This is a genomic window from Synergistetes bacterium HGW-Synergistetes-1, from assembly GCA_002839185.1.
In the GTDB taxonomy this organism is placed as follows: Bacteria; Synergistota; Synergistia; order Synergistales; family Synergistaceae; genus Caenicola.
Genome location: PGXO01000013.1, coordinates 1 through 12,142, shown reverse-complemented (window position 1 = coordinate 12,142; position 12,142 = coordinate 1). Strand labels below are relative to the sequence as shown.

Genomic DNA, 12,142 nt, shown 5'->3' with positions numbered 1-12,142 from the left:
GCTCAGCTATTGCTCAGCCACGCTTAGCTATTGCTAAGCCGTATTTAGAGGGGGGAATCGACGTGGAGATCAAGGCTTTTGAAGTTGAAGAGTGGATGAATAAATACGAGGATGATGCTAAATACAACATCGCGGAGACTTGTGTGGAATCCCTGAAAGTCGGAGAATTGCTGGATATTGCTTCTATAGAAAGAGACGAGTTCTTTGGAAGGCTTGCGGAGACTAAGCTTACCTACGGAGCAATTCCGGGAAGCGTTGACCTGAGGGAAGAGATAACCAAGCTCTACCATAAAAAGAAAACGATCGATAACGTTATAGTAACAAACGGCGGGATAGGAGCGAATTTCCTCGCCATCTTCTCCCTGGTCAGGCCGGGAGATGAGGTGGTGGCAGTCTATCCCACATATCAGCAGCTATACTCCCTTCCGGAATCCCTTGGAGCCAAGGTAAGGCGGCTTCGGACAGAACCGGAGGACGGATTCATCCCCGACATGAACAAACTTAGGTCCCTTGTCAAATCAAATACCAGGGCAATAGTCATCAACACCCCGAACAATCCCACCGGCGCCTGTTTCGGTGAAAAGGTGATGCAGGAGATCGCTGAAATAGCCGATAAAGTTGGGGCATGGGTCGTCTGCGATGAAGTTTACCGTGGACTTGAGCACGAAGGAAGCTACTCTGTTCCCTCTATTGCCGACATATATGAAAAAGGCGTCGGCACCTCCAGCATGTCGAAGGTTTACTCGCTTGCAGGCCTGAGGCTTGGATGGGTGACCGCAAATATGGAATTTATAAAAGAATGCTTCAAACACCGCGATTACAACATAATCAGCTGCGGGATGATCGACGATGCGTTCGCTTTGATAGCCCTCAAAAATAAGAAGAAGATACTCGAACGTAACATGAAGATCATTCTGGAGAACAAAAAAATCCTGACAGACTGGGTCGAAAAGACAGAAGGCCTCAGCTTCACAGTCCCGAACTCGGGAACGACAGCGCTGATCAAGTACGACTATGATATGGAGTCAGAAGAATTCTGCAGGCGCATGTTCGAATACAACGGCGCCTTCGTAGTCCCCGGAAGCTGCTTCGAGTTCGAAAACCACTTTCGCATAGGGTATGCTCCAAAAAAGGAAGTGTTGATAGAAGGGCTTGAGGCGGTAACTGCCTTTCTTCACACTCTATAAACGCAATTGGAATTTATAGCAGCGCTGACTTAACAACAAGCAATGCATTCACGGGGAGTAAGTTGCAAATCTGTTGGGAATCAATTGGGAGTCGGTCGTAGAACCTTAAAAATATCCGTCGTCCCGGAATTCCCCAGTCGAGGACGACGATTAGATGCGTGAAGCAAAACAAAACCTGGATTCCCGCCGGTGATCTTCCCGGTTGCCTTTAACAACTGATTCCCAACTGATTTGCAACTGACTCCCACGGACTTTTCCACGCCCGCTCCTACGATGGCTCAGCCACAGCTCAGCCACGGCTTAGCGACTGCTAAGCTATGTTTTTAAAAAAACGACCGCTGGCCAACTGCTTGCCAATTGCTTGTCTGCCCTTCCAACTGATTACCAACTGATTTGCAACTGACTCCCGCGAGGTTTTTCCCGCTCGCCCCTACGACCGCTTCACCACTGTTTCACCATCGCTTCACGGCGATAAAGATCGCCGCTTCACTATCTAATGGGCATATCCTCCTCAGACGCGGCCGCGGACCCGGAAAGTGCGGGCATCGTGAAAGTTCCTTTTTTTGCAAAGAGAATGAATGCGGTAAAAGATGATGCAACTCCGGGCAGAATGGGGTGTATCGCCCCTATGATCCCGGGAGCTGAGATCCCGCTTATTCCCATCGATGTGGGTTTGTAGGCCAGCAGATACCATGCTAAGGTCCCAGCCAGGCCGAGAACTGATGAGGAAAAGGCCGCCTTTGAGCCTGCTTTCGGTCCTTGGATCAGAAGCGCAAGATAGGGGACCAGTATCGAACAAGCCAGTATGGTCCAGCTTGTTGCGCATATAAGTGCGATTATCGAGGAGCTTTTTAGTGCGAATATGCCGCTGCATGCTGTACAGAAGATGACTACTATTCTCCATGACCAGCCTGTCAGATGTTTTTTTAATACGTCACGACCGAGGCTTCCGCTTGCTATATGCAGAAGTGCGGATGCTGTGGAGAGAGATGCCGATACTATCGCGAGGGCAAAAAGCTGCTGACCGAATACCGGAAGAAGTTTATGTACCAGCGTGGGAAGTACAATATCAGGATTTGTTATCCCGGGTCCCAGGATCAGCCTTGAAAGCGCGCTTGCAAAGTAGGCTCCGCCGACCACGACAGAGAGCGCAAGCATAGCCAGCGGAGCAGCTTTTCTTGTCTCCTGGGTGCTCTTGAGGGCGAAGTGTCTCTGTATCATCTGAGGCTGTGCCCAGATGCCGACCGATGTCACTATGGTAAGGAAGATAATATTGAGCCCGGCAGGACCGCTGCTCAACGCCAGAAAACCGTTGTTTGCAGCCTCTGTAGGAGGAAGCGCCGCCAGTGCCTGGAGACCTGTTATCGGACCGCCAACCTCTCGAAGCAGAGAGAAGAGAAGGGCACCGACTCCGACTATCATTACAAGCCCCTGGAAGGCTTCAGTGTAAAGAACGCCCCTCAGCCCCCCCCAGACGACGCTTATCCCTACAACGGCCACAAGGAGGGCAAGCGCGGTGTTTGTGGAGATAGGCAGTACTCCGGAGACCATGACTGCTGCGCCTTTGAATACTGCTGAACCGTAAATTATAAGCAGTACTGTCGATATGAAGCCGAGGAATACCTGCAGCTTCGGGGTCTCAAATGCCTTTGAGAGGAATTCAGCCGGTGTTTTTGAATTAAGCTTCCTCTGCCACAGCCTTGTAGGCCATGCGAGGTAACGGTAGACGAACCATGTCCCGAGCCAGACGTTGCCCGCCGCGATCAGGAGCATCTGCATCCCGAAGATGTAACAGAGGCCGCCGAACCCGACCAGCGCCACAGCAGAAATATATGTGGCGACATATGCAAGGGCCTGAACAGCTACGCCAACTTTTCCCGGAAGCAGCGCGTCCCTGCTTCTTGAGTATTTGGCTATAAGGACAAGGAGTACAGCGTATCCGATCCAGAGGGGGGCAAAAGTAAACATTTTATTTCACCGACCTGATGATCTTCATTATCGACCATGCCGCACTCCACAAAAGCGAAGCCCCTGAAACTATTACCCACATATCAGTATTTAACATTTATAATTCCTCCGATCAATTTTTTACATTTGGTATAAAATGCAGATCCGTGTGATCAACAAAAAAGGACCGCCGGCCCTCGGGTCGGCGGTCCTTGAAGTGTCATCCAGCAGAAATATCCCTATGCTGACTCAGACTTCGCAGAAAACACCAATAGCCCCGAGGCGTGATCGCAGCGAGGATAAGAATATGCGTAATAATAGGAAACGTTTCTGAACATATCAGCCGGCATTTTCGCGAGCCTCCTTTGTTTTTTGAAGTCAGATCTTATAATGATTGCACGAGATAATACAGCCACTTCCCCCTTGCTGTCAATAGCAATTGGGATTTATAGCGGCGCTGACTTAGCAACGCTTGCGGAGCCTTCCTTCAACGTATTGATATACGCCTTCGAAAGGCTCCGCTGCGTGTTGCGTCGTTATCACTCGCTCTAAATCCCAATTGCGATATGGGACTATCGTAAAATCTGGACCCTTTAGGTCATTCCCGTATGGGCCTGTCAGGAGAGCGCTGTTTCCTGATGGAAAACGGTGCTCTCCCGACAACCCCATACCGGGAAGACGATAAGAAGCTAGTATCTCAAATTCTTACAACCGTTTGACCAATTGCTTCCCAACCGCTTCCCGGCGATGAGATCGCCACTTCGCGCGGCATATTCACGCCGCACTTCCCGATCGCAGTTAAGTCCCAATTCACCGCGGCATTATCCACGCCGCAATTCCCCCGTGGGTGTTTCTCGTTCCCGTCCCTCCAATTGATTCCCAACTGATTCCCCACCGACTACCGACCGACTCCCGCAGGGTGTTTCATCCTGCAATTCATGGTAAAATACATAGTTGGTTTTTATAAAATATGCCCGTTTTGGGAGGAAAGATATCATGCGCTATGTTGGAGCAGCTTCCAGAGGTATCCGTCTGCCGGTAATAACTAAAGGTGCAGATCTGATAAATATAATTTCCGATACGATCGTTGCCGCATCTGAAAATGAGAGGGATCCGTTCGTTATCAGGGACAGTGATATAGTTGGAGTGACGGAATCACTTGTTGCACGGTCTCAGGGAAATTATGTGACCCTTTCTGATATATCTGAGGATGTAAAAAAAAGGGTCCCGGAAGGTGATGTCTCCATCATTTTCCCCATATTGAGCAGAAACAGGTTTCATCAGCTGCTCAGGGGGATAGTGAACGGTGTCAGGGGCAAGGTTCGTGTATTTCTCTCCTATCCATCGGATGAAGTTGGCAACCAGGTCATTGATCCGATGAATTTTTACCTCAACAGTGACAGACTGTCCTGCGACAGCTTTGATGAAAAAGAGTATTACGAGGTCTTCGGGGAATGCAGACATCCCTTTACCGGCGTCGATTACGTGCAGCTTTACAAATCGATAGACCCTGAAAAGGTATCCGTACATTTCGCCAATAATCCCCTTGCTGCGCTCAGTTTCTCAAATACAGTGATAGTGGCAAGTATACATACCAGGAAGCTCCACAGGGATATCCTTGAAAAAGCAGGGGCAAATGTGATCTCGCTTGATGAGATATGCAGCTCACCCATAAGGGATGGGGCAGGTTTCAATGAAGAGTACGGCCTGCTTGGATCCAACTATACAAACGACGACTCTGTGAAACTCTTTCCCAGGGATTGTGATGACTTTGTCAGAGAGCTCCAGAAGGATCTTTTTGACCGTACCGGCAAAAAGCTCGAAGTGCTGGTATACGGAGACGGAGCTTTCAAAGATCCTGTCTGCGGTATATGGGAGCTGGCGGATCCTGTGGTGTCGCCCGGTTATACAGAGGGCCTGAACGGGATGCCAAAGGAGATAAAGTTCAAGTATGTTGCAGACAACGCAGGGGACAAGGACCCGTCTGATGCGATCCGCGAGGCCATTGAGTCGAAGGGCGAAATGGACAAGTTCGGACACTGCACGCTTGGGACCACTCCGAGGCGGATGACGGACCTTATCGGATCGCTCTGCGACCTTACCTCGGGCTCGGGGGACAAAGGCACCCCGGTAGTATATATACAGGGTTACTTCGACTGTTACCTCGATGACTGAAATTGAAAACCAGATCCCTTTCAGCGGGATCGACCCCAAAGGAAGGCTGAAGTTTGGAGTTCTCCTGGAGATGTTCCAGGAGATGGCGGACATCGATGCCTCAAAATACAATCTCTCTGTCAGGCAGACCCTTGAGCACAATGTGACATGGTTCCTTAGGAAGTATCGTATAGATCTTCAGAAATACCCCCTCAAAGAGGATGGGACGATAAGGATCAAGACTTATGCGGAACCTTACCATAACCTTTACTCCCTCCGTTCTTACAAGCTGTGGAACGGAGCGGGCGATTTCCTCGGTTCCGCCTATACATGGTGGGTCCTGCTGGACCTTAAGAGAGAGAGGCCGATCCGTCTCGACAAGAGCGAGCTGATGACGGGTTTCATGGAGAGGATCTCGGAAGTGCTTCCCGAGGACGTGAGAGTGCCGGAACTGACAGATCCGCAGATAGAGGAGAAGTGGAAGGTGCGCTGGCAGGATCTTGACGTCAATGACCACACGAACCATGCGGTCTTCTTCAACTGGGCGCTGGATACTGTGCCGGATAAAGTCAGCGAAGGGCTTGCGCCTGTTCATGTGGAGTCAGAGTTCTTACACGCCATACCGCGCACCCGGGTGCGCTGCCTCACTCAGGAAATGCTCTGCAGTGAGGGCAGGCGTTTCCTGCACTCACTGCGGCACATGGAAGATGATACAGAATATGCCAAACTGAGCTCACTCTGGAAATAGAGTGAGCTTTTTCTTTTAATCGATAAAACGGACTATCTCGCTGAGTTCTTTCCTGTTTTTATCCCTTATCTTATCGTCCGACGGATAACCGAGGGCAATTACCGCCCGTACAGTGTCTCCCCTGGGGATGTTGAGCAGTTCCTTAACATCACTGTCCTCAAAGGTTCCCATTATGCATGTTGCAAGGTCTGATTCTGCAGCCTTCAGCGTGAAGTGTGCTATTGCTATGCCGATGTCGCCATGGGCAAAGTGTTTGCAGCTCCATCTCTCAAGCACTCCCGGCATAAGTTTGGGGCATTCATCTTCACTGACTGCTATAAGCACCGGAGCCGCGTCTGCGAATTTGTTTCCTCCCACGATCTGCAGAAGGTTGGCGAGCTTCGCTTTCGTTTCCGGTTCAGTGACCACTGTAAATTTCCATGGCTGGCTGTTGCAGGCCGACGGGGCCAGTCTTGCGGCATCAAGACATTTGCTTATATCTTCCTTTGTCACAGGCTTTGTCTCGTAGCTCCGGCAGCTTTGCCTTTTCAAAATTATTTCATCCAGTTTCTGCATACGTTCATCTCCTTATGAAAGTTTAAGACTTTTCCATCTTCCGCTTCTCAGATATATTATACCTATGGTGATCGAGAGCAGTGATGACATGGGGGTCGCGAAGCCTATGCTGAAGAGATCTGCTCCTGGAATTTTGCTTAAAAGCCAGGTTGCAGGAACTCTTATCAAAAACGCGGCCATCAGGTTGTTGACCATGCTGAACCTCGTGTGCCCGCATCCGTTGAAAAATCCGTTGAGGCAGAAGACGAAACATACAAGGATGCAGTCGATGCTGAACGACTTCAGGTAGAGGGAAGTCGCTCTTATCAGCTCTATATCAGGAGTGAATATTTTTATTACAGCCGGAGAAAAGAACTGAAGCAGGGCAAACGATATCACTCCGAATATCAACGTGACCGAGATCCCGACGTATAGACATTTTATTGCCCTTTTGGGCCGGCCGGCCCCCATATTCTGCGAGACCATTGCAGAAATAGCAGCTGAAAAGGCGATGGGAGGGAGCATTACAAACCCGTTTATCTTTGAGGTGATACCGATGGCAGCGGATGCGACAACGCCACCCATCACACTTACAGTGGCCATTATGAACATGAATGAAACTGTTGTCATTGACATCTGGACAGACATAGGCAGCCCTATTTTGAGCAGGTTTTTAAGTTTTTCTCTCTTGATGCGGAAACTGTCGAGCTTGAAGTCGAAATGGAAACTTTGTTTTTTCAGATATATAACAGCCAGGACTGCGCTCAGCCCCTGGGAGAGTATTGTAGCCAGTGCAGCGCCGGGAGCGCCCATTTTGAAGACAGCGACCAGGATCAGATCGCCTATGACGTTGCAGACTGATGCTATGGCAACGAAGACAAGCGGACTTTTGGAATCCCCGAACCCCCTCAGCATAGCGCTGAGTGCGTTGTATGCAAACATAAAAGAAATGCCCGCGGAGCTTATGAAAATATATCCCTCTGTCTGGGAGACTGCCTCAGGGGGAGTCTGAATAAGGCTTACCAGAGGCTTTACGGCAGCAAACATTATCAGGGTCAGAGCAATGCTTACAATAGCAAAGAGAGTAAACATTGTCCCTATAGTCTCTTTGATGTCAGTATCTGATTTTGCACCGAAATATCTGGCGATCAGGATCGTTCCTCCCATTGAAAGACCGATTATGACGCCGTTGATAAGGAACATGAATTGGCTTCCTATTGCGGCGGCCGAAAGTCCCGCCGCGTTTGTGAAGTGCCCGACTATCACTGTATCGACCGCTCCATAAAGTGCCTGGAGAAGGTTCGCAGACATGTAAGGGAGCGCGAATTTTATAAGCTGCGGGGTTATATTTCCCTCAGTCAGAGATCGTTCCTTAAAACGCAGCACGCCTTCAGCCATCAGGAAATTTTTTCTTTTTCAAGCTTATTCAGCTTTTTCATGAAAAGATACAAAAAAGGGATGCATGTGAGGAAACTCAGTATATCTGATATGGGCTGTGTTATCTGGACTCCTGTTATGCCGAATAGTGATGGCAGGATCAGAATAAGGGGGAGAAAATATACTCCCTGCCTGTTGCAGGCAAGAAAGGTCGCTCTTGCTGCATGCCCCGTTGACTGAAAAAGCATATTTGTCGATACGAAAAGCGGCTGTAGGATGAGGGCAGAAAATTGGAGCCGCATGGCCAGGGTCCCTATTGCGATGACCTCTGCGTCCTCTCTCCTGAATGCCGATACTATCCCAGGCGCCATCACAAAACCGGTCACTGCTGTCACTGCCATTATCAACAAGCCGGTTTTCACTGTGAACCAGAACGCCTCTTTCACACGGGCGTAATTCTTCGCGCCGTAGTTATATCCGGACACAGGCATGAACCCCTGTCCCAGGCCTATCATCATGGATAAGACGAGCATAAATGTGCGTCCCACTATCGACATGGCGGCTACAGCGGCGTCGCCATATGCCGAGGCAGCAACATTGAGGGCCACTGTTGCTATGCTTGCAAGTCCCTGCCTGCATAGAGAGGGGGTACCAAGGGTCAGGATGTCGAAAAATTCTTTCGGTTTCCTTGAAATGTTTCTGATGCTGATCCTTATGCTGCTCTTTCGGAGTATGAAAACAGAGAGAAGAATTGAAAAACTTATGCACTGGGAAATCAGCGTTGCGATCGCTGCCCCTGATATGCCGAGGCCGAAGGTGAAGATGAATATCGGATCCAGCACTATATTGAGCAGGGCTCCGGTCACAAGTCCGACCATTGCGAAAGCTGCCTTGCCCTCAGCCCTGAGCACATTGTTCATGACAAAAGATGTGCACATTATCGGCGCGCCAAGCAGGATGTACATTGCGTAGCTTTTTGCATAGGGAAGGATCGTTTCTGTAGATCCGAGCCTCAACATAAAGTCATCAAGGGAAAAGAGTCCGTAAAGGGTGAAAATCAGGCCTGACCCAAATGCCAGAAAAAAAGAGCTGGAGGCATACCTGCTCGCAGCCTCGGTCTCCCGGGCGCCGAGTTTTCTGGATATCATACTGGCAGCGCCTGTCCCGAAAGTAAAGCCTATAGCCTGGAAGATCGCCATTATCGAAAAGACTATGCCGACTGCGCCGCTGGCGCTCGTTCCAAGCCTTGAAACGAAGAAAGTGTCTGCTGTATTGTATAAAGCCGTCACGAGCATGCTTATGACAGTCGGCACGGCAAGCCTTATCACCAGACCCGGTATCGGCTGTGTCGTCATATTAAGATGTTGTATCTCGCATGTTTCCTGAACGCACTCTCTCATAAGTTACCCCGTTTCGCATTTTTCAGTTTCCGGTCAAATACAATAGTGAGGTTAGCATCTTATCTTTTTTACCGCAATCGAGAGTATTGCTCATTTATCCATGTTGACAAAATAGTAAAATGTTGTAAAATCCATATATGGATAATACGAAATAGGATTATATGGAGTTGTTAGTATGGTGGCCCTTAAAGCCAAAAATTATAAGGATATGTCCCTTCTTTTCTGCAGGTTTGTACTTCCTGCCCTCGCATCCCAGCTTTTGAGCGGTGTATATACGATAGTTGACGGTTTTTTTGTAGGGATGGGAGCAGGAGACTCAGGTCTGGCGGCGATAGGTATTGCCTATCCCTTCACTCTGTTTGCCACAGCTGCGGGAGCAGGGATAGGGATCGGAGGAGGAGCTCTTCTTTCCATAAGCAGGGGAAGAGGGCGAGAGAGGCTTGCAGAGAGGATACTTACTTCAATGGTGATGCTCATGGTGCTTGCCTCCCTTTTGGTATCCTTGTCATTCGGCATCTCACTGCCGAAGCTCATAGGAACCTTTAATGTCTCAGAAGAGCTTTCACACCTCTCTTTAGTCTATGGCCTGATACTGCTTCTATTTTCTTTCACGCAGATATTCACGATGGGCCTGCTCGGAGCGGTCAGAAACGACGGTTATCCGCGCAAATCCATGTACATAATGGTATCCGGTTTTGTGCTGAATATCATCCTTGACTGGCTCTGGGTACTTGTATTTCCTTTCGGGGTAGCGGGAGCGGCCTGGGCAACAGTTCTTTCACAGCTGCTGACTGCAGTACTTTTCTTTTATCACTTTATCGGAGGCCGTTCCAATGTCAGGCTGAGATTTAAAAATGTATGGAGATCTCTGGTTTTTTCGGGAAGGATCATAACCATGGGGATACCTCCCTTTGGTGTACAGATGGCTGCGGCCCTTACTATGATCATGCATAACTGGCAGTCTCTTGTTTACGGAGGAGAACAGGGCATAGCGGCATATTCAGTGATAAGCTATGTGATACCTGTCGGAATAATGCTTCAGGAAGGTGTGGCAGAAGGCATACAGCCCTTAATAAGTTATTATCACGGCGCATCCCTGCCGGCACGAAGGAAATTGACTGTAAGGATGGGTTTTTCGTCTGCCTTCGGGATAGGACTCTTCTGTTCTGCTGCGTTGCTGGTCTCTGCAGGATATATTCCGGGTTTTTTCTCAATGAGCGGAACTACCGCGGCTATAGCAACAAGAGGGTTGATACTTGCTTCACCGATGTTCCCCTTCGTGGGGATCGCGAAGGTCGGTGCATCGTATTACCAGTCGATAGGACGTTCCGGAAATTCGTCGTTTCTGACATACGTCGATCCCCTGATAATACTGCCCTTCTTCCTGTGGCTGCTTCCATTATTCTGGAAACTTGACGGTGTCTGGCTGTCTATGACCTTTGCAAATATCGTACTCTCTGCTATCTTAGTTACTATCTGGTTCGTTGAATCAAGGGGTGTCTCAGTGGATGTCCTTGCTCATAAAAATATATAGGGGGCGATACAGGCATATGAAAAAGACGGATAATAAAGAAATTAATTCTCTGCTTGAACTTTCCGACCTATGGCGCCGCTATGACAGGGTATACACATGCTGGGCCCAGAAGCATGGCATCTCCAACAGTGCGATGACCCTGATCGAGGAGCTCTATATGAGGCCTGAAGGAGTCGAGCCTGCAGAGGTTGCCGACTATCTGGGGATACCGCGGCAAACTATGACAGCGACCCTCGACGCGCTGGAAAGAAAGTCTGTCATCGGGAGATTCCCCCATGAAAAAGACAGGCGGCGCAAGGTGATAAGGTTTACCACGGAAGGGAGAGACCTTGCGGAAAAGCTGGTAAAAGACCTTCACGAATGGGAGATCAAGGCCCTTTCTTCACTAAGCAAAAGAGAGCTGACAAGAGCTTTCAAAACAGTAAAACTTTTCTGCACGGAACTAGAGAAAGGCCTTAAGGAATAACGATACACTACTACCATAAAAAGGGTGATCCTAATGAAAGCAAGATTTGCACATTTTAATTTTAATGTCCTTGATCTGAAAAAAAGCATGGAATTCTACGAAGGAGCCCTGGGCCTGAAAGAAGTAAGGCGGGTCGAGAAACCTGATTTCACATTGGTCTATCTCGGTGACGGAGAGACAGATTTTCAGCTTGAACTAACGTACCTTCACGACAGGACAGAAAAATACGACCTTGGAGAAGCTGAATTCCATCTTGCTTTCACAGTTAAGGATATCGAAGCTGCCCACGCACACCATGAAAAGATGTGCTGCATATGTTATGAGAATAAGGATATGGGCATTTATTTCATCGAGGATCCTGATGGGTATTGGCTGGAGCTTGTCCCCCTCCGCAGATAGGAATTGGAATTTATAGCGGCGCTAACTTAGCAACACTTGTGGAGCCTTCCTTCGACGTATTGGTATACGCCTTCGGAAGGCTCCGCTGCGTGTTGCGTCGTTATCACTTGCTCTAAATCCCAATTCCCGGCAATTGCGGCAATTGGGGCATCTCGCGGCGCTGACTTAGCAAGGCTTGCGGAGCCTCACTTCGACGTATTCATATACGCCTTCGTGAAACTCCGCTGCGCATTGCGTCGTCATCATCCACGATCTGCCCCAATTGCGATATGGGACTATCGTAAAGACCTTAAAATCGCGGCGCTGACTTAGCAACATGCGATGCTCCTTCACCTCAACGTATTGATATACGCCTCGTATATTGATGTAAGTATTTCAGTTGTTCTGTAAAGACGG

Annotated in this window: 11 protein-coding genes; 6 read left to right on the top strand and 5 right to left on the bottom strand. The window is 49.0% G+C overall.

Annotation, left to right across the window (positions count from 1 at the left end; all coding sequences use genetic code 11):
* Positions 1 to 62: 62 nt before the first annotated feature.
* Positions 63 to 1,187, top strand: a complete 1,125-nt coding sequence (locus CVV54_09910) for an aminotransferase (protein ID PKL03587.1) — start codon at positions 63 to 65, stop codon at positions 1,185 to 1,187.
* Positions 1,188 to 1,676: 489 nt separating this feature from the next.
* Here CVV54_09910 and CVV54_09905 read toward each other — a convergent pair whose 3' ends face one another.
* Together CVV54_09905 and CVV54_09900 are read right to left on the bottom strand one after the other, a co-directional pair.
* Positions 1,677 to 3,155, bottom strand: a complete 1,479-nt coding sequence (locus CVV54_09905) for a transporter (GenBank protein PKL03586.1) — start codon at positions 3,153 to 3,155, stop codon at positions 1,677 to 1,679.
* A gap of 676 nt (positions 3,156 to 3,831) precedes the next feature.
* Positions 3,832 to 4,017 (bottom strand): hypothetical protein, encoded by a 186-nt coding sequence (locus CVV54_09900; protein ID PKL03585.1) that lies wholly within the window; start codon positions 4,015 to 4,017, stop codon positions 3,832 to 3,834.
* Between the two features lie 110 nt (positions 4,018 to 4,127).
* On the opposite strand from CVV54_09900, the gene CVV54_09895 reads away from it, so the two are divergent.
* Positions 4,128 to 5,309 (top strand): F420-0--gamma-glutamyl ligase, encoded by a 1,182-nt coding sequence (locus CVV54_09895; GenBank protein PKL03600.1) that lies wholly within the window; start codon positions 4,128 to 4,130, stop codon positions 5,307 to 5,309.
* A complete protein-coding gene (locus CVV54_09890; GenBank protein PKL03584.1) occupies positions 5,302 to 6,036 on the top strand; it encodes a hypothetical protein in 735 nt (244 codons plus the stop codon). Before CVV54_09895 ends, CVV54_09890 begins: the two co-directional genes overlap by 8 nt.
* Before the next feature lie 15 nt (positions 6,037 to 6,051).
* Here CVV54_09890 and CVV54_09885 read toward each other — a convergent pair whose 3' ends face one another.
* The 3 genes from CVV54_09885 to CVV54_09875 are packed head-to-tail and all read right to left on the bottom strand — an operon-like array spanning position 6,052 to position 9,347.
* Entirely contained in the window at positions 6,052 to 6,591 is a 540-nt protein-coding gene (locus CVV54_09885) for an NAD(P)H nitroreductase (GenBank protein PKL03583.1), read from the bottom strand.
* A 12-nt stretch (positions 6,592 to 6,603) separates the two neighbouring features.
* Complete coding sequence (locus CVV54_09880; GenBank protein ID PKL03582.1) at positions 6,604 to 7,968, bottom strand: MATE family efflux transporter; 1,365 nt, start codon at positions 7,966 to 7,968, stop codon at positions 6,604 to 6,606.
* Positions 7,968 to 9,347: an MATE family efflux transporter gene (locus CVV54_09875; GenBank protein PKL03581.1), complete on the bottom strand. Its 1,380-nt coding sequence runs from the start codon at positions 9,345 to 9,347 to the stop codon at positions 7,968 to 7,970. The genes CVV54_09880 and CVV54_09875 overlap by 1 nt, the downstream gene beginning before the upstream one ends.
* Positions 9,348 to 9,522: 175 nt before the next feature.
* Between CVV54_09875 and CVV54_09870 the strand changes: the two genes are divergently transcribed.
* Genes CVV54_09870 through CVV54_09860 form a run of 3 tightly spaced genes read left to right on the top strand, consistent with a single transcriptional unit; the run spans position 9,523 to position 11,746 of the window.
* Positions 9,523 to 10,881 (top strand): hypothetical protein, encoded by a 1,359-nt coding sequence (locus tag CVV54_09870; protein ID PKL03580.1) that lies wholly within the window; start codon positions 9,523 to 9,525, stop codon positions 10,879 to 10,881.
* Complete coding sequence (locus tag CVV54_09865; GenBank protein ID PKL03579.1) at positions 10,856 to 11,347, top strand: hypothetical protein; 492 nt, start codon at positions 10,856 to 10,858, stop codon at positions 11,345 to 11,347. Before CVV54_09870 ends, CVV54_09865 begins: the two co-directional genes overlap by 26 nt.
* 33 nt (positions 11,348 to 11,380) lie before the next feature.
* Positions 11,381 to 11,746 (top strand): lactoylglutathione lyase, encoded by a 366-nt coding sequence (locus CVV54_09860; GenBank protein ID PKL03578.1) that lies wholly within the window; start codon positions 11,381 to 11,383, stop codon positions 11,744 to 11,746.
* The last annotated feature ends 396 nt before the right edge of the window (positions 11,747 to 12,142 follow it).

What these genes read in the sequence shown, in the direction of transcription:
- CVV54_09905 (PKL03586.1), bottom strand. Translation starts at nt 3,155, where the DNA reads ATGTTTACTTTTGCCCCCCTCTGGATCGGATACGCTGTACTCCTTGTC.
- CVV54_09890 (PKL03584.1), top strand. Translation starts at nt 5,302, where the DNA reads ATGACTGAAATTGAAAACCAGATCCCTTTCAGCGGGATCGACCCCAAA.
- CVV54_09885 (PKL03583.1), bottom strand. Translation starts at nt 6,591, where the DNA reads ATGCAGAAACTGGATGAAATAATTTTGAAAAGGCAAAGCTGCCGGAGC.
- CVV54_09880 (PKL03582.1), bottom strand. Translation starts at nt 7,968, where the DNA reads ATGGCTGAAGGCGTGCTGCGTTTTAAGGAACGATCTCTGACTGAGGGA.
- CVV54_09875 (PKL03581.1), bottom strand. Translation starts at nt 9,347, where the DNA reads ATGAGAGAGTGCGTTCAGGAAACATGCGAGATACAACATCTTAATATG.
- CVV54_09870 (PKL03580.1), top strand. Translation starts at nt 9,523, where the DNA reads ATGGTGGCCCTTAAAGCCAAAAATTATAAGGATATGTCCCTTCTTTTC.
- CVV54_09865 (PKL03579.1), top strand. Translation starts at nt 10,856, where the DNA reads ATGTCCTTGCTCATAAAAATATATAGGGGGCGATACAGGCATATGAAA.
- CVV54_09860 (PKL03578.1), top strand. Translation starts at nt 11,381, where the DNA reads ATGAAAGCAAGATTTGCACATTTTAATTTTAATGTCCTTGATCTGAAA.